This window comes from Chromobacterium sp. FG89 (assembly GCF_057808735.1).
The window spans coordinates 197,920-213,344 of sequence record NZ_JBMDIQ010000004.1; the positions used below are offsets into that span (position 1 = coordinate 197,920).

At 66.3% G+C, this 15,425-nt stretch carries 16 protein-coding genes; 9 read left to right on the forward strand and 7 right to left on the reverse strand.

The window, feature by feature from the left end; translation table 11 throughout:
- Positions 1–35: 35 nt before the first annotated feature.
- Both ACODRW_RS05835 and ACODRW_RS05840 read right to left on the reverse strand, forming a co-directional pair.
- Positions 36–1,625, reverse strand: coding sequence for a hypothetical protein (locus tag ACODRW_RS05835; RefSeq protein ID WP_227107616.1), 1,590 nt, complete (start codon positions 1,623–1,625; stop codon positions 36–38).
- A gap of 79 nt (positions 1,626–1,704) precedes the next feature.
- Positions 1,705–2,271, reverse strand: coding sequence for a GNAT family N-acetyltransferase (locus tag ACODRW_RS05840; protein WP_107800241.1), 567 nt, complete (start codon positions 2,269–2,271; stop codon positions 1,705–1,707).
- Between the two features lie 79 nt (positions 2,272–2,350).
- Between ACODRW_RS05840 and ACODRW_RS05845 the strand changes: the two genes are divergently transcribed.
- The 3 genes from ACODRW_RS05845 to ACODRW_RS05855 all read left to right on the forward strand — a co-directional run bounded on the left by ACODRW_RS05845 (position 2,351) and on the right by ACODRW_RS05855 (position 5,745).
- Positions 2,351–3,127, forward strand: a complete 777-nt coding sequence (locus ACODRW_RS05845; protein ID WP_107800240.1) for a helix-turn-helix domain-containing protein — start codon at positions 2,351–2,353, stop codon at positions 3,125–3,127.
- A gap of 86 nt (positions 3,128–3,213) precedes the next feature.
- Positions 3,214–4,617, forward strand: coding sequence for an NAD(P)/FAD-dependent oxidoreductase (locus tag ACODRW_RS05850; RefSeq protein ID WP_488905347.1), 1,404 nt, complete (start codon positions 3,214–3,216; stop codon positions 4,615–4,617).
- A gap of 30 nt (positions 4,618–4,647) precedes the next feature.
- Positions 4,648–5,745 (forward strand): polyamine ABC transporter substrate-binding protein, encoded by a 1,098-nt coding sequence (locus ACODRW_RS05855; RefSeq protein ID WP_227107621.1) that lies wholly within the window; start codon positions 4,648–4,650, stop codon positions 5,743–5,745.
- Here ACODRW_RS05855 and ACODRW_RS05860 read toward each other — a convergent pair.
- On the reverse strand, positions 5,723–6,478 hold the full coding sequence (locus tag ACODRW_RS05860) for an AraC family transcriptional regulator (RefSeq protein ID WP_488905348.1): 756 nt from the start codon (positions 6,476–6,478) through the stop codon (positions 5,723–5,725). The two genes, ACODRW_RS05855 and ACODRW_RS05860, sit on opposite strands and share 23 nt — an antisense overlap.
- A 140-nt stretch (positions 6,479–6,618) precedes the next feature.
- Between ACODRW_RS05860 and ACODRW_RS05865 the strand changes: the two genes are divergently transcribed.
- Positions 6,619–7,014, forward strand: coding sequence for a nuclear transport factor 2 family protein (locus ACODRW_RS05865; protein WP_488905349.1), 396 nt, complete (start codon positions 6,619–6,621; stop codon positions 7,012–7,014).
- 208 nt (positions 7,015–7,222) lie between these two features.
- Here the strand turns inward: ACODRW_RS05865 and fabI are convergent, their stop codons facing one another.
- On the reverse strand, positions 7,223–8,011 hold the full coding sequence (gene fabI, locus ACODRW_RS05870) for an enoyl-ACP reductase FabI (RefSeq protein WP_488877311.1): 789 nt from the start codon (positions 8,009–8,011) through the stop codon (positions 7,223–7,225).
- A gap of 225 nt (positions 8,012–8,236) precedes the next feature.
- On the opposite strand from fabI, the gene trxA reads away from it, so the two are divergent.
- From trxA to ACODRW_RS05885, 3 genes are all read left to right on the forward strand, one after another.
- Entirely contained in the window at positions 8,237–8,563 is a 327-nt protein-coding gene (trxA, locus tag ACODRW_RS05875) for a thioredoxin TrxA (protein ID WP_039755088.1), read from the forward strand.
- Positions 8,564–8,686: 123 nt separating this feature from the next.
- Positions 8,687–9,943 carry a transcription termination factor Rho gene (gene rho, locus ACODRW_RS05880; RefSeq protein WP_043591613.1) on the forward strand — a complete coding sequence of 419 codons (1,257 nt, stop codon included), beginning with the start codon at positions 8,687–8,689 and terminating at the stop codon, positions 9,941–9,943.
- 204 nt (positions 9,944–10,147) lie between these two features.
- A complete protein-coding gene (locus tag ACODRW_RS05885; RefSeq protein WP_107800235.1) occupies positions 10,148–10,795 on the forward strand; it encodes a CoA pyrophosphatase in 648 nt (215 codons plus the stop codon).
- Here the strand turns inward: ACODRW_RS05885 and ACODRW_RS05890 are convergent.
- Together ACODRW_RS05890 and nadC are read right to left on the reverse strand one after the other, a co-directional pair.
- Positions 10,773–12,653, reverse strand: a complete 1,881-nt coding sequence (locus ACODRW_RS05890) for a sensor domain-containing diguanylate cyclase (RefSeq protein WP_107800234.1) — start codon at positions 12,651–12,653, stop codon at positions 10,773–10,775. The two genes, ACODRW_RS05885 and ACODRW_RS05890, sit on opposite strands and share 23 nt — an antisense overlap.
- An 86-nt stretch (positions 12,654–12,739) precedes the next feature.
- The gene (gene nadC / locus ACODRW_RS05895) at positions 12,740–13,585 is read right to left on the reverse strand and encodes a carboxylating nicotinate-nucleotide diphosphorylase (RefSeq protein ID WP_488905350.1); all 846 of its coding nucleotides are present in this window, start codon (positions 13,583–13,585) and stop codon (positions 12,740–12,742) included.
- Positions 13,586–13,685: 100 nt separating this feature from the next.
- Between nadC and ACODRW_RS05900 the strand changes: the two genes are divergently transcribed.
- On the forward strand, positions 13,686–14,360 hold the full coding sequence (locus tag ACODRW_RS05900; RefSeq protein WP_488905351.1) for an energy-coupling factor ABC transporter permease: 675 nt from the start codon (positions 13,686–13,688) through the stop codon (positions 14,358–14,360).
- A 33-nt stretch (positions 14,361–14,393) separates the two neighbouring features.
- Positions 14,394–14,774, forward strand: a complete 381-nt coding sequence (locus ACODRW_RS05905; protein ID WP_107800231.1) for an MAPEG family protein — start codon at positions 14,394–14,396, stop codon at positions 14,772–14,774.
- An 11-nt stretch (positions 14,775–14,785) separates the two neighbouring features.
- Here ACODRW_RS05905 and ACODRW_RS05910 read toward each other — a convergent pair whose 3' ends face one another.
- Positions 14,786–15,397, reverse strand: a complete 612-nt coding sequence (locus ACODRW_RS05910) for an HAD family hydrolase (RefSeq protein ID WP_107800230.1) — start codon at positions 15,395–15,397, stop codon at positions 14,786–14,788.
- Between the last annotated feature and the right edge of the window lie 28 nt (positions 15,398–15,425).

Consider the following 15,425-nt stretch of genomic DNA (forward strand, 5'->3'; position numbering starts at 1 on the left):
AAACGCTGCTTACCGTTCCCCGCCGGCCTTGCCGGCTATTTTTCTGGGCGGATGTCGGTCAGAGGCGCTTCGATGGGCAGCCGTTGCAGCTCGCTGTTGAAAAAGCTGCGCTCGCCGCGCCGCAGCGACGGCAGCAAGGCCTGGAGGCGGGACAGCGCGTCCGCGGCCTCCCGGCCGGCGCCCTGCTCATGCAGCAGGAACCAGGCGGCTTCCAGCAATAGATTGGCTTGTTGCAGAGGAGGGAAGGCGGCGTTGCCGGCGAGTTGCTCGTCCAGCGCCAGGACCGCCGCCGAGGACCAGCGGCTGAAGCCCTTGGCCGGAGACAAGGAGGCGTGCAAGGGCTGCAAGGCCGCGATGGCGTCTTCCAGCGCCAGCGGTTGCTGGGCGCGGAAGGCCGAGAGGCTGCGCGAACGCGGCGGCGGGCAGTTGCCGCGGGCGATGCGCAGGATGAAGATCAGATTCCAGGCGGAGCCGCTGCCGTAGCCGAAGCGGTCGCAAATCCATTCGGACAGCCCAAGCCAGCGCATCGCCTGCAACTGCACCGCGCCCACGCGTTGCTCGCGTTCCGGGTCGACCAGCCCCTGCTGCCAGAACAGCCACAAGCACCAGCCGATATTGGCGGCCACATGTTGGGCGGCGTCGATGGAGTCCGCCTCGTAAGCCGCTTCCAGCGCGCCGCTCAGCGCTTGCAGCGCCGCGCCGGCCTCGTCCCGCTGGCGCGCGGCGCCGGCGCCGCTGGTGGCGGCGTGCTTGTGGAGCAGGGCCAGCAGGTTCAGGCATTCGAAGCGCACGCGCGGGTTGTAGCGGAAAACCGGCTGCAGCTCCGGCGAGGTTTGCAGGTGTTCCAGCGCGGTCCGCGCCGCGTCGGCGTCGCCTTGGGAGTAACGCTCCCAGGCTTTGACGATGCAGGCCATCGCGGCGAAGGTGGGATGGGCGTGATGGACGCTGCCGGCGTCCAGCACTCGGTCCAGCCGCTTCAACGCGCTGCGGCTGCCGTCCAGTTGAGCGCTGCGGCGCAGGGCCAGGCTTTCTTTCATCAAGGCCAGCGCTTGCTGAAAATCGTCTCCGGCGAATTGACGCGCGACGTGGAAGGATTCCGCCACCTGGCGGCTGGGGCGGCGTCCGAAGCCGTCGTATTCGTCGCGGATGGCCTGCGCCATCTGTTGCCAAAAGCGCATGTCGCGCATCAGATAGGACAGATCGCCGGCCGGGCTTTCCGGTTTTTCCCGGCGAAGACCGAGGAAGTGCTCCAGCCAATCCCGCTCCACCTCGACGCCGCCTGCGCGGAAACGCAGCCGCGAGGCCATGTCGGCCGTCAGCCAGAACGGACCGCGGCTGCGTCCGTTCAGCGGCAGGGTGGCGATGGGCCGGCCGCGCGCGGCGCCCCAGCCGGCCTGCACGCCCCAGCGGGCGAAGTCGGCGAACGCGCGCGAGATCAGCATGCGGATATTGTTCTGGCCGGGAAAGCCTAGCCGCAGGGCGGCGGCGGACACCGCGCCGTCGCCGAACTGCTGAGCGTGCCAGAGCCGGGCCAGCAGCCAGACGGATTGGCCGCGGGCGGCCTCGCCCTTGACGCGGTAGGGAGCGGACAACTCGATTTCGATGAGGTCGGGAGCTTCTGTCATGGTTGGAATGGGGGCTGAACAGGAGGCCGGCAAGGCGGGGAGCGCTTGCCGGCGAGGAGGCGATGTCGCCGCGGGACGCTTACCACAGCCGGTCGATGTCCCCGGGATGGAGCGCGATCTCGCAATCTTCGAAACGCGACGCCAGCCGCCTGGCCTTGTCGCTGAAAAAGCAGGCCATGGTCGCCTTGTCGAACTGGCTGCTGGGGAAAGGCGCGGCCGGCGTGCCGCCGATCAAGACGGCGCCCGGCAGTTCGCTCCAGCCGCAGCTTTGGTAAAAGCGCCGCAGGGGACGGTCGCAAGTGAAGATGCCGAGATCGGCGCCGTTGGCCTGCATGGTTTCGCGCGCGGAGGCGGCCAGCAGCCGGCCCAGGCCGCGGCTGCGGTCCTCGGGCTGGGTGACCATGCAGCTGATGCCGCTGGCCTGGAAGTCCTCGCCGGCGTGGCGCAGCGTTTTGCTGAGGATGTCCAGCGCCGACAGCACCCGGCGGTTTTCCACCAGCAGCAGCGACAAGGGCGCGAGCGCCGGGTCGTGGATGGGCTCGGGACCGGCCGGCGGCTCTCCGGGCCAGGCCAGATTTTGCAGCGCCAGCACTTGCATGCGCAGTTCCGCGGGCACTTCCGCTTCGGGGAAGATCAGTATCTCCATCGGCTGGCTCTCCTCGCAATGGACGGGTATGGTCGAGCTATATGATAACAGCCGCCAAGGGCGCGGGAGAGAGACAGTCATGGCGGAAACGACGGCCGGCCCGCGGGCGGCTTGGGATGCCGAGAGCCGGGCCACCTGGGAGGTGGCGCGGCGCTACCACGAATGCTGGCGCGCGCGTGACGCGCGGGCGGCGCTGGCCTTGTTTCATCCGGAAGTCGAATACTGCGATTTCTACCGCAATCTGACGCTGACTTACGCCGATTTGCCGGCCTATCTGGCCGAGAGCATGCCGGACGGCGGCAAGGAGAGTTTGCAGCACACCGACCGCATCCGCGTCGACGGCGACACCGCCTTCATCCAATACCGCTATGTGATCCGGCTGGCCTCCAGCGGCAAACTGGCCAGTTTTCAAGGCGGCGAGGCGATCCGGGTGCGGGACGGCCTGATCGTCTCCGTGCATGAGTACTGTACGCCGGTGCGTTTGAGCGGGGAGCGGACCGGCGATCGCATCGGTTTGAACCCGCAGCGGCTGGCGCGGCTGCTGGCGGACCTGCAAGCCTATTTCGCCGAACAGCGGCCCTATCTGGACTGCGAGCTGAGCCTGGGCCAGGTGGCGCAGGCCACCGGCTACACCCGCAATCAGATCTCCCACGTCTTGAACCAGGCGCTGGGCCTGAGCTTCTACGCCTGGCTCAATCAGCAACGCGTCCGCCATCTGCTGGCGCTGCCGCGGCCGCCGGCCGCTCCGCTGGACATGGCTTTCGCCGTGGGCTTCAAGTCCGCCTCCACGTTCTACAAGGCTTTCCGTCTGGAAACCGGCACCACGCCGCAGCGCTACTTTTCCGCCGATTCCTAGCGGTCCCGCGCGCACGACGCGGCGCGGGCGCCGGCTTAGTCTGTTCGGGTCCGCCCCGGCTTCGGGGCTATCGCCAAGGAGCATTCATGGGGATCGAGTCCCAAGCCTGTCTGTGGCTGGATCAAAGCCCCGCGGCGCGGTCTTGGCCGCCGTTGACGCAGTCGGCTCGCTGCGACGTGGCGGTGATCGGCGGCGGCTACACCGGCCTTTGGACGGCTTACTACCTCAAGCGCATGGCGCCGGAGCTGGATGTGGCGGTGTTGGAGGCGGAAACCTGCGGCTACGGCGCGTCCGGACGCAACGGCGGCTGGCTGATAGGCGGGCTGGCCAATCAGGACGTCCATTTGCTCAGTCTGGACGGCGAGCGGCGCGAACACGCGCGGCGGCGGCTGTTCGGCATCGTCGACGAAGTGGCCGCGGTGTTGGCGCGCGAAGGCGTCGAATGCGATTTTGCCCATGGCGGAGTGCTGTACGCGGCGGCGCGCTATCCGGAGCAGGAAGCGATGGGGCGGAACTGGCTGCGCGAACTGCGGCGGGCGGGCCACGGCGAGGCCGACTTCCGTTGGCTGGACCGCGAGGAAGCCCGGGCGCAGCTGGGCGCGAGAGACGTGCGCGGCGGGGTGTTCTCCCCGCATTGCGCGGTGGTTCAGCCGGCCCGGCTGGCGCAAGGCCTGGCGCGGGCCGCGGCGCGGCTGGGCGTGCGCATTCACGAGCATAGCCCGGTGCGCCGGCTGGCTCCCGGAGTGGCGGGGCTGGACGGCTGCGACTTGAGCGCGGACGTCATCGTGCCGGCGCTGGAGGGCGCGGCCGGGCAGTTTTCGCGCTTGGGCCGTTGCCTGCTGCCGGTGCAGAGTCTGTTGCTGGCCACCGAGCCGCTGTCGGCGGCGCAGTGGGACGAGATCGGACTGGGGCGCCGCCAGGCTTTCGGCGATTTGAGCCGGATGGTGACTTACGGCCAACGCAGCGCGGACGGTCGTCTGGTGTTCGGCGCGCGCGGCGGTTACCGGCTGGGCGGCCGCGCGCAGTGGGACTTCGACCCTAACGGCGCCGAGTTCGCCTGGCGCGAGCGCTTGCTGCGTCGGCTGTTCCCGGCCTTGGGCGCGACGGCGGCGCCCTACCGCTGGGGCGGCACGCTGGGCGTGGCGCGCGCTTTCACGCCCTACGCCTTGTTCGACCGGCGCGCCGGCATCGCCATGGCCGGCGGCTACGGCGGCGAGGGCGTGGGAGCCGCCAATCTGATGGGGCGCACGCTGGCGGAATTGATTCTGGAGCGCGACGGCGATCTGGCTTCCATGCCCTGGGTCATGCCGGAAGGGCGTTTGGAGCGGGTGCGCCGCTGGGCGCCGGAGCCGGTGCCGTGGCTGGGTTACCACCTGGTGCGCAGCGCTTACGGGCTGGAGGAGAAACTGTGCGCCGACGGGAGCGCGCCGGCCTGGGCCCGGCGCGGCGCGGGCAAGCTGGCGGCGGCCCTGGAGGCTTTGCTGGCCTGAGGGCCGGCGCGCGATATCGGGAGAACATTCATGTGGCGACGCATTGGGGTGGGGATCTGGGTCTGCTGTCTGGCCGTTCCGGCACAGGCGGCCGAAGAGAAGGTGCTGAACGTCTACAACTGGAGTCATTACATCGGCAAACAGACCTTGCGGCGTTTCGAGAGCGAGACCGGCATCAAGGTGCGTTACGACGTATACGACAGCAATGAAATCCTGCAAGGCAAATTGCTGACCGGCCGCAGCGGCTACGATGTGGTGGGACCGTCGATGAGCTTCCTGGCCAATCAGCTGGCGGCGGGCGCCTTCCGGCCGCTGGACAAGGGCAAGCTGCCCAATTACCGCCAACTGGACCCGGCGCTGCTGCGGCAGCTGGCCGCGGCCGATCCCGGCAACCGTTACGCGCTGCCCTATCTGTGGGGCACCACCTCAGTGGCCATCGACGAAGACCGGGTGAGGCGGGCGCTGGGCGGCGCGCCGCCGCCGGCCGACGCGCTGGCCCTGTTGTTCGACCCGGCTTACGCGTCCAAGCTGCGCGGCTGCGGCGTTTCCATGATGATGTCCCCCAGCCAGGTGGCGGTGCAGGCCTTGATCTACCTGGGCAAGGACCCTGGCCGGAACCGGCCGGAGGATCTGCCCGCCGTCGCCGGCCTGCTGCGCGCGGTCCGGCCCTATGTGCGGGTGTTCACCTCCACGCCCATCAATGATCTGGTCAACGGCGAGCTCTGCGCGGCGATGATCTATTCCGGCGACGCCTACATCGCCGCGCGTCGCGCGGGCGAGGCCAAGAGTCCGCGCAAGATCCGCTACCTGCTGTCGCCCAAGGGCGCGGAGTTGTGGGTGGACACTTTCGCCATCCCCAAGGACGCGCCGCATCCGGACAACGCGCATCGCTTCCTCGATTTCATGATGCGGCCGGAGGTGATGGCGGAAATCAGCAATGAATTGTTCTATCCCAACGCCTTGCCGGCGTCGCGGCCTTTGCTGGATGGCGCGCTGACGGCGGACCGCAACCTCTATCCGGACGCGGCCGGCATGAGCAAGCTGCGCGGCCAGGGACGGGTGCCGCCGGCGCTGCAAAGGGAGCGGGTGAGGCTGTTCAATCAGTTCAAGAACAATAGCTATCGCTGAAGAGGTCCGAGGGTCGGCCCAGCAACTGGGCCGGCGTGCGGCCGAAAGTATGTCGGAAGGCGGCGATGAAGGCGCTGGGGCTGTCGTAGCCGCAGCACCAGGCGGCGGCGCCGACCGGCTGGCCGGCCGATAGATATTCCAGCGATTTCAACAGCCGCAGCCGACGGCGCCAGGCCTGGAAGCTGAGACCGGTCTGCTCTGGAAACAGACGGCTCAGGCTGCGCCCGCTGAGGCCGGCCCATTGCGCCCAGTCGTCGCGCGAGCGCGGGTCTTCGGGGGCCTCCGTCAGCGCGTCGGCGACCCGGCGCGCGCGCCGGTCTTGCGGCAAGGGCAGGCTCAGGCGCAAGGGCGGGCAGTGTTCCAATTCATCCAGCAAGACCTCCAGCAGCCGCAGCTCTCTGGGAAGGGGCGGGGCGGAAAAATCCAGCGCGCGCCGCATGATGGCGGGCGGCAGCGCGTCGCAGGAGATGGCTTGCGCGTCGGCCGGCAGCCGCGCGCAGGCCGCGGCGGCGAAGTGCAGGCTGATGCCGTCTATCAGGCCGTGGCGGTGCGAGGCGTGGCGCACGCCGGGAGGAATCCAGGCCAGGTGGCCGGGCGGCAGCCAGAGCCGGCCGCCGTCGGTGGCGATGTTCAGCACGCCGCGGCGCAGCAAGCTGAGCTGGCCGCTGTCATGGCTGTGCCAGGCTTCGGGGTCGGCGTCGTCGTGACGAATGCGGGCGGCGGCGAGCAGCATGGTTTGGCCTGTTTGAGATATTGAATGACATTGTAGCGATAACGCGCCATCAGCGCCCGGACGGATACTGGCCATTGTGGCGGGACGGGTTTCGGCCGCGCCGCCATCGTCGATATCACCCCTCTATAAGGAGTCAAACCATGCAAGACAGCGCTATCGCCGTGGTGCGCGAATTATTCGAATGCGCATTGCTGCGCCCGGAACTGGACGAAAACCGTTTGGCGAAGCTGGTGCATCCCGATTACCGCCAGCAGGCGGACGGCCGCAGCTTGGATTACGCCGATTTCATCAAGCATTTGCGCCATCTGAAGCAGATGTGCAGCCGGGTCGATCTTGAAATCCTGAGCTGGGCGGAGCAGGGCGAGCGCGTGTTCACTCGCCATCGCGTCGCCGCGGACAAGCGGGACGGCGGCCGGGTGAGCATGCTGGTCATCGCCGAATTCCGCGTGCGCGACGGCATGGTGCGCGCCTGCGACGAACTGACGCATATGCTGAGCGGAACGACCGAGGACCGGGATCTGGGGTCCCGCCACTGATGCGGGCTTGACCGGGTTCGCAAGCGCCCGGCCGCCTGCCCGGGTGGATAGCCGTTCTGGAGGCCGTTGAAGTCCACGGCGCTTCGTGAGACGCGGCGCGGTGAGTGCCGCTTATTGGGGCTTCATCATCCCGGAGCGGGTGGCGGCGCAGCGGCGAGGGCAAAAAAAATGGACCCGGCGGGTCCATTTTCATTTGGAGGCGATCGAATCAGGCGTCCGGCACATTCAGCGAGTTGATGCTGAAGCCGGCGTCGACATAAGTGATTTCGCCGGTGATGCCCGAGGACAGATTGGACAGCAGGAAGGCGGCGGTATTGCCCACTTCCTCGGTGGTGACGTTGCGGCGCAGACAGGACTGTCCGGCGGCCATGGCCAGCAGCTTGGAGAAGCCGGAAATGCCGGCGGCGGCCAGGGTCTTGATCGGGCCGGCGGAAATGCCGTTGACGCGGATGCCGTCCTTGCCCAGGCTGGCGGCCATGAAGCGCACCGAGGCTTCCAGGCTGGCCTTGGCCAGGCCCATCACATTGTAGTTGGGGATTGCGCGCACCGCGCCCAGGTAGGACAGGGTCAGCAAGGCGGCGTTGCGGCCCTGCATCATCGGGCGCGCGGCCTTGGCCAGCGCCGGGAAGCTGTAGGCGGACACATCGTGGGCGGTCTGGAAGGCTTCGCGGCTCAACGCGTCCAGGAAGTCGCCTTCCAGCGATTCGCGCGGGGCGAAGGCGATGGCGTGGACCAGGCCGTCCAGGCCGTCCCATTCCTTGCCGAGATCGGCGAACAATTTATTGATTTCTTCGTCGTTCTGCACGTCGCAGCGGAAAACCAGCTTGGAGCCGAAATCCGCGGCCATTTCACGCACGCGGTCTTCCAGTTTGTCCACCACATAGGTGAACGCCAGTTCCGCGCCTTCGCGATGACAGGCCTGGGCAATGCCGTAAGCGATGGAGCGGTTGGAGATCATGCCGGTAATCAGAATCTTTTTGCCTTGCAGAAAGCCCATTTGGAGTCCTTCTCGGAATAAACAGCTGCGCATTATACCGAAGCCGGGCCGTTTCAGCAGCGGCATTGTCGGCCAGGTAGGACGCTTTCCGGTGGTATATAAGGAAAGAGCGAAGCGCGGAGCGCGCCGCGCGCGCCGGATTTCCGGTTGCCCCGGCACTCCGCGCTTGCTACCATCACACATCAATTGCAGTAGTTGCGCCACCATATAAATAGCGAGGAAACCATGAGCGATCTGATCCACCACGTAAGCGATGACAGTTTCGATACCGATGTTCTGAAAGCCGACCTGCCGGTGCTGGTCGATTACTGGGCCGAGTGGTGTGGTCCGTGCAAGATGATCGCTCCCATCCTGGACGAAGTGGCCAAGGAATACGAAGGCCGCCTGAAAGTGGTCAAGCTGAACATCGACCAGAACGAGCTGACGCCGCCGAAATTCGGCATCCGCGGCATCCCGACGCTGATGATTTTCAAGGACGGCCAGGTTGCCGCCACCAAGGTGGGCGCGCTGGCCAAGAGCCAGTTGACCGCCTTCATTGACAGCCAACTGTAAAGCGTCTATTCTCCAGCAAAATCTCAAAACGGGTAGCGATTGACGCGTTGCCCGTTCCATTTTTACGCCACCCTCCGAATTCAGCGTTCCGCTAAATCGTTACCGAGTCGACCTACGGCTGCTATGCACTTATCTGATCTAAAACATCTTCATGTTTCCGAACTCGTTGAAATGGCCATTTCCAACGAGATCGACGGGGCCAACCGACTGCGCAAGCAGGACTTGATCTTCGCCTTGCTGAAAAACCAGGCCAAAAAAGGCGAGAGCATTTTCGGTGAAGGTACCCTGGAAGTGCTGCCGGACGGTTTCGGTTTCCTGCGCAGCCCGGACACCTCCTACCTGGCCGGCCCGGACGACATCTATGTCAGCCCGTCGCAGATTCGTCGCTTCAACCTGCATACCGGCGATTCGATCGAAGGCGAGATCCGCACCCCGAAAGACGGCGAGCGTTACTTCGCGCTGGTCAAGGTGGACAAGGTCAACGGCGAAGCGCCGGAGAACTCCAAGCACAAGATTCTGTTCGAGAACCTGACGCCGCTGTTCCCCACCGAGCAGTTCAAGCTGGAACGCGACATCCGCGCCGAAGAGAATATCACCGGCCGCATCATCGACCTGATCTCGCCGATAGGCAAAGGCCAGCGCGGCCTGCTGGTGGCGCCGCCGAAGTCCGGCAAGACCGTGATGCTGCAGCACATCGCCCACGCCATCACCGCCAACCATCCGGAAGCGGTGCTGATCGTGTTGCTGATCGACGAGCGTCCGGAGGAAGTGACCGAGATGCAGCGTTCGGTCAAGGGCGAAGTGGTGTCTTCCACCTTCGACGAGCCGGCCACCCGCCACGTGCAAGTGGCCGAGATGGTGATCGAGAAGGCCAAGCGCCTGGTGGAACACAAAAAGGACGTGGTGATCCTGCTGGACTCCATCACCCGTCTGGCGCGCGCCTACAACACCGTGGTGCCGGCCTCCGGCAAGGTGCTGACCGGCGGCGTGGACGCCAACGCGCTGCAGCGCCCGAAGCGCTTTTTCGGCGCCGCGCGCAATGTGGAAGAGGGCGGTAGCCTGACCATCATCGCCACCGCGCTGATCGATACCGGCAGCCGCATGGACGATGTGATCTATGAAGAATTCAAGGGCACCGGCAACAGCGAAATCCATCTGGAACGCCGCATGGCCGAGAAGCGCATCTTCCCGGCGCTGAACATCAACCGTTCCGGCACCCGTCGCGAAGAGCTGCTGATTCCGCAGGACCAATTGCAGCGCATCTGGGTACTGCGCAAGCTGCTCTACCCGATGGACGATCTGGAGGCGATGGAATTCCTGCAGGACAAGATCAAGGCCACCAAGTCGAACCAGCAGTTCTTCGACTCGATGCGCCGCTGAGCGGAAATGCTCGCAAGAATGCCAGGCTGTCAGCCTGGCATTTTTTTTGCCCGCGTCGGCCGGCGTCGTTCAGGCGCCGGCGCGCGGGTTTTTTGTTAATACCGATGGCGGCGCCGACAGCGGGGCCGCGATTTGGCCTAAGATGGAGCAAGAACATCGCCGGCGCGTTGGCCCGGCGAGCGGATGACGGCAGGGGACAATAAAATGTGGTCGATGGAGGCGGGAGAAGCGGCCGACTGGATTGCCGGTCGGCTGTCGGCTTATGACTTTACCGGCAGGGTGGGCGATTTCAGCTTCCGGCCGGCCGACGGCGGGCTGCGGCCGGCGGCGGTGCTGGTGCCGCTGGTGTGGCGGCACGAGGGGCCGACGGTGATGTTGACCCGTCGCGCGGAGAACCTGCCGGCGCACGCCGGCCAGGTCAGCTTTCCGGGCGGCAAGCTGGAGCGGGACGACGGTTCGGCCGAGCGCGCCGCGCTGCGCGAAACGCGGGAGGAGACCGGGCTGGCGGAAAGCCATGTCCGGCTGCTGGGCCGCTTGCCGGATTATGTGACGATTACCGGCTTCGTGGTGACGCCGGTGGTGGGTCTGGTGTTGCCGCCGTTCGAACTCAGCCCGGAGCCGGGCGAGGTGGCCGAGGTGTTCGAGGCGCCGCTGCCGCTGCTGATGGATACCGGCGCTTACCAGCGCCACAGCCATCAGGGCGACGACGGCCAGCTGCGGGCCTATCTGTCGCTGGATTGGCAGCGCCACCGCATCTGGGGCGCCACCGCGGCGATGTTGTGGCTGCTGTCCGACGCCTTGGGCGTGGCCGGGCAGGAGCCGCCGCCGTTCAGATCATGTCCAGATCGTTGAAGAGGATGTTGCGGCCGGCGACCTTGGCTTCGTAGAGCAGGCGGTCGGCGCGCGCCAGCATCAGTTCCGGCGTGTCGTGCGGCCGCCAGTCGGTCAGCCCGCCGCTGAAGGTCACGCTCTGGTCCACCAGCGGGAAGCGGGTCTGGCTCAGCACCACCTGGACCCGTTCCATCACCTTTTGCGCGTCGCGCAGACGCGTGCAGGGGAAAATCACCAGGAATTCCTCGCCGCCCACCCGCGCGCTGATATCGGTGTTGCGCGTGGTGTCGGTCAGCGCGTTGGCCACCGCCACCAGCACATTGTCGCCGGCCTGGTGGCCGTGGCGGTCGTTGAATTGCTTGAAGTGGTCGATGTCGAACACCGCGATGGTCATCGACTGGCCGTAACGCTCGCAGCGGCTGATTTCGTCTTTCAGCATCATGTCGGCGTAGCGCCGGTTGTACAAATGGGTCAGTGGGTCGGTGGCCGCCATTTCGCTCAGTTGCTGATTGCTTTCCTGCAATTGCTGCTCCAACTGCTTGCGGCTGGAAATATCGTAGAGCGCCACCAGCGTGGACGGCGGGGTGCGTTCGCCCAGGGGCCGCAGCGAGACGATGACCCAGAGCCGGCTGTGGTCCTCCAGCTCCAGTTCCATTTCCTGATTCTCTATCTCCTGGCCGGCTTCCAGCCACTGCTCCAGCGGCTGTAGTCGAAAAGGCAGGTTGAGGATGTCCGAATCCTCCTTGGTGCCCGGCGCGCGCGGCGGCAGTTGCAACATGGCGCGCGCGAGCGCGTTGGCCCGCTGGATGCGGCGGGTTTTGGGGTTGACCAGCAACAGCGCCAGCGGCGCGGTGTCCAGAATCAGCTTCGCCTCTCCCTCGCTTTGCCGGATCAGATCGGTGCTGCGGCTCAGCAGGGTGTGCTGGCGCAGATTGGACAGATAGTTGCGCAGGGCCAGCAGCGTCATGCCGGCGATGAACAGCCAGCCCAGCAGGGCCAGCATCGCCTTCTCCTGCACCGAGCGGGTGAAATCCTTGCGGGCGAGGCCCACGGCCACTTGGAAGGGATAGCGGCCGGTCTGGCTCTGGCTGTACAGGCGGGTGACGCCGTCGATATTGGACGGCGCGCTGAATTGCGCCTGATTGCCGTCGCGGCTGAGTAGCTTGGCCGGCTGCAGCGGCCGGAATTGCCGCTCCAGTCCCTTGGGGGGCTTGGGCCAGCGCGCCACCATCAGCTGGCGTTGGTCCAGCACCAGGATTTCCCCGTGCTCGCCCACGGTGACGCGCGAGACTTCATCCTGGAAAAAATTGTTGGCGATGACGCCGGCGGCCATGCCGATGACGTTGCCGCCTTCGTCGCGCAGCTTGCTGGCCAGGACGATGCCGTGTTGTTCGGGATTGTGCTGGGCGGCGGTGTAATTGTTTTCCGGGTCTTCGTTGCGATGCAGCCAGCGGCAGAATTCATTGTGAGGCTGACGCACGATGGCGGCCTGGCGGCTGGTGAAGATGGCCTGGCAGGCGCTGTCTATGATTTCGATCCGGCTCAGATAGGGCGCCAGCTGCAGTTGCTGCTGAAGCTGCTGATACAGCTTCTGCTGTCCCTCCTCGCCGCTTGTGCCGGTGTGAAGCAGGGTCTGGACCTGCGGCAGCTGGCTGCTGCTTTGCAGGATCAGGCCGGCTTCGCTGATGCCGGCGGCTAGCCGTTCCGCCAGCAATTGGCTGAGGCCGTTGGCCTGGCGCAGCGCGTTTTCCTCTTCCTGGTGATAGGTGTTGAGCAGTTCCAGGGCCACCAGCGCCAGCGTGCCGAGCAGGAAGAGGATGGAACCCCAGATCGCATAGCGTGCCGGGCGTTTGTTCCGTTTGCGGAGGTTGAAGTCCATGACGCTCGTTATTGGGGGTTATGAACCAGTTATAGCGCTAGGCGGCGGAGTATGACAGGGGCCCGCCGCCGGGCCCGGACGGCGCCTCAGGCCGCGGTGAAGCGCATGGAAAGATCGACGGCGCGGACGTCCTTGGTCAATTTGCCCACCGAAATGCGGTCGACCCCGGTTTCCGCAATCGCGCGCACGGTGTCGAAGTCCACGCCGCCGGAGGCTTCCAGCTGGGCGCGGCCGGCGGTCAGCCGCACCGCTTCGCGCATTTGCTCCAGCGACATATTGTCCAGCAGGGCCAGCTTGGCGCCGTGGAGCAGCGCTTCTTCCAGTTGCTCCAGCGTTTCCACTTCGATTTGCAGGCTGACCTCGGCCGGGGCCAGCTGTTGCGCGGCCCGCAGCGCGGCGGCGATGCCGCCGGCGGCCATGATGTGGTTTTCCTTGATCAGGATGCCGTCGAACAAGCCGACGCGCTGATTGTCGCCGCCGCCCGCGGTCACCGCGTATTTCTGCGCCAGCCGCAGGCCGGGCATGGTTTTGCGGGTGTCCAGTATCCGGGCGCGGGTGCCGGCCACGGCGTCTACGTAGCGGCGGGTTTCGCTGGCGACCGCGGACAGGGTTTGCAGGAAGTTCAGCGCGGAGCGCTCCGCGGTCAACAGCGCGCGCGCCGGGCCGTCGATTTGGCACAGCACGTCGCCGGCGGCGACCTGCTCGCCTTCGGCGGCCAGCCATTCCACCCGGCAGCGGGGATCGACCTGGCGGAAGCATTCGTCGAACCAGGCCTGGCCGCACAGCGTGGCCGCTTCGCGCGCCGTCACCCGCGCCGCGCCGGCGCTGTGTTCGGGAATCAACAGGGCGGTCCAGTCGCAACGGCCGATGTCTTCGGCCAGGGCGGCGGCGACCTGCTGGGCGATCAGGTGAGGGGCGGGCAAGGCGGGCATGCGGGACTCTCCAAGAAAACGTCATTGTACCCAATGGCGGCGGATTGGTGCGCGCGCTCTGGTATCATTCGAAATGGATATATAAGCCGATAGGTAGGCCATGGATTTACCCGCATCGTTTTTCCCCGACGCCGCGCTTTGGCTGAGTAACGGCGCGGCTTTGTCCTTGTTGGCGCTGGCGGCGCGGCGGGTGGCCTGGCGCGGCCTGCCCTTGCCGGCCTGCAACGCCTGGATGGGCGCCTGCGTGCTGGCGCTGGCCTTGTGGCTGCTGCGCGGCGGCGTGGCCCCCGGCCTGTCCTTCCATTTGCTGGGCGCGGGCTTGTTCACCTTGATGATGGGGCCGTGGCTGGCCTTGCTGGCGCTGGCGCTTCCCTTGCTGGCATTGGCTGTGAGCGGACAGGCCGATCCGCAGGCGCTGGGCCTGAACTATCTGAGCATGATCGTGCCGCCGGTGGCGCTGTCGGCCGCGGCGCTGCGTTTGAGCCAGCGCGCCTTGCCCAGCAATCTGTTCGTTTACGTTTTCGTCAACGGCTTCCTCGCCGGCGGGGCCGGCATGTTCGCCGCCGGCTTGTCGGGTTTGCTGGTCTTGGGCCTGGCCGGCGCCTATCCCTGGGACCAGTTGTTGGAGGAGACGCTGCCGTTCTATTTTTTACTGTCGTGGTCGGAGGCCTTCACCACCGGCTTGTTGGCGGCGGTGCTGGTGGTCTACCGGCCGGAATGGGTGGCGACCTTCGACGACGGGCGCTATCTGGGACACAGGCGCCGCTCGCCGTGAGCGGGCGGCCTTTTACACGCTAAAGGAGAAACCATGCCCTTCGCTTTATGGAGCATTTTGCTGGCGGCCTTGCTGCCCTTGATCTGGGCCGGGGTGGCCAAGGCCGGTTCGCGAGTGGACAACCACAAGCCTCGGGAGGCGATGGCCCAAGCCAGCGGTTACCGGCTGCGCGCCAATTGGGCGCAGCAGAACGCCTGGGAGGCGTTCCCGACCTTCGCCGCGGCGGTGTTGGTGGCTTGGGGGATGCATGTGCCGCCGGCGTTTCTGGACGCCGCCGCCGCGGTTTTCATCGCGGCGCGGATCGCGCACGGCTTGCTGTATCTGGCCGACCGGGCGGCGCTGCGTTCCCTGTCCTGGTTGATCGGCCTGCTGACGGTGGTGGCGATTTTCTGCAAGGCCGGCGGGGTGTTCTAGCGCGGTTAGGCCTAATCCAGCCAGCCGTTGGCGCGCAGCGCGGCCTGCACCTGGTCCAGGCCCTTGGTGTGGAAGGCCTGCCAGCCGGCGCGGCGGGCGGCGTCCACGCATTCTATATTGTCGTCGAAAAAGGCGATGCGCTGCGGGGCCGCGCCCAGCTCGTCCTGCACATGGCGGTACACCGCGTCGTCCGGCTTGCGCAGGCCGATCAGGTGGGAGGCGAACAGCCGGTCGAAGCGGTGCAGCAGATCGAATTCGCGTTCGATCTTGCCCCAGTGCAGCGCATTATTGTTGCTGAGCACGGCCAGGCGGTGGCGTTCGCCTAGCCGGGCCAGCATTTCTGCCGCGCCGGGGTAGGCGCCGCGCAGCCAGCTGTCCAGTTGCGCGGTCATGTCCGCCGCGCCGATGTCCAGTCCCAAGTGCTCGGCCATCGCCGCGCTGAAGGCCTCCGGCGTGCAGGCGCCGGTGTCCAGTTCGGCGATCCACGGCGTTTCCATCCAGAAGCGCCGGGCCTGTTCCGGGTCCAGCTTGCCCTGGGAGAGCCGCACCAGCGGATCGATGCCGTTCCAGTCCACCAATACTCCGCCCAGATCGAATACCAGCACATCTACGCTTGAATGCATTGCTTAGCCTTTTGTCTAGGGCGCGAAC

Excerpts from the sequence above, each read along its gene's own strand:
- ACODRW_RS05840 (WP_107800241.1), bottom strand. The coding sequence starts at position 2,271 with ATGGAGATACTGATCTTCCCCGAAGCGGAAGTGCCCGCGGAACTGCGC.
- ACODRW_RS05845 (WP_107800240.1), top strand. The coding sequence starts at position 2,351 with ATGGCGGAAACGACGGCCGGCCCGCGGGCGGCTTGGGATGCCGAGAGC.
- ACODRW_RS05850 (WP_488905347.1), top strand. The coding sequence starts at position 3,214 with ATGGGGATCGAGTCCCAAGCCTGTCTGTGGCTGGATCAAAGCCCCGCG.
- nadC (WP_488905350.1), bottom strand. The coding sequence starts at position 13,585 with ATGCCCGCCTTGCCCGCCCCTCACCTGATCGCCCAGCAGGTCGCCGCC.
- trxA (WP_039755088.1), top strand. The coding sequence starts at position 8,237 with ATGAGCGATCTGATCCACCACGTAAGCGATGACAGTTTCGATACCGAT.
- ACODRW_RS05885 (WP_107800235.1), top strand. The coding sequence starts at position 10,148 with ATGTGGTCGATGGAGGCGGGAGAAGCGGCCGACTGGATTGCCGGTCGG.
- fabI (WP_488877311.1), bottom strand. The coding sequence starts at position 8,011 with ATGGGCTTTCTGCAAGGCAAAAAGATTCTGATTACCGGCATGATCTCC.
- ACODRW_RS05900 (WP_488905351.1), top strand. The coding sequence starts at position 13,686 with ATGGATTTACCCGCATCGTTTTTCCCCGACGCCGCGCTTTGGCTGAGT.
- ACODRW_RS05890 (WP_107800234.1), bottom strand. The coding sequence starts at position 12,653 with ATGGACTTCAACCTCCGCAAACGGAACAAACGCCCGGCACGCTATGCG.
- ACODRW_RS05860 (WP_488905348.1), bottom strand. The coding sequence starts at position 6,478 with ATGCTGCTCGCCGCCGCCCGCATTCGTCACGACGACGCCGACCCCGAA.
- ACODRW_RS05855 (WP_227107621.1), top strand. The coding sequence starts at position 4,648 with ATGTGGCGACGCATTGGGGTGGGGATCTGGGTCTGCTGTCTGGCCGTT.
- ACODRW_RS05910 (WP_107800230.1), bottom strand. The coding sequence starts at position 15,397 with ATGCATTCAAGCGTAGATGTGCTGGTATTCGATCTGGGCGGAGTATTG.
- rho (WP_043591613.1), top strand. The coding sequence starts at position 8,687 with ATGCACTTATCTGATCTAAAACATCTTCATGTTTCCGAACTCGTTGAA.
- ACODRW_RS05865 (WP_488905349.1), top strand. The coding sequence starts at position 6,619 with ATGCAAGACAGCGCTATCGCCGTGGTGCGCGAATTATTCGAATGCGCA.
- ACODRW_RS05905 (WP_107800231.1), top strand. The coding sequence starts at position 14,394 with ATGCCCTTCGCTTTATGGAGCATTTTGCTGGCGGCCTTGCTGCCCTTG.
- ACODRW_RS05835 (WP_227107616.1), bottom strand. The coding sequence starts at position 1,625 with ATGACAGAAGCTCCCGACCTCATCGAAATCGAGTTGTCCGCTCCCTAC.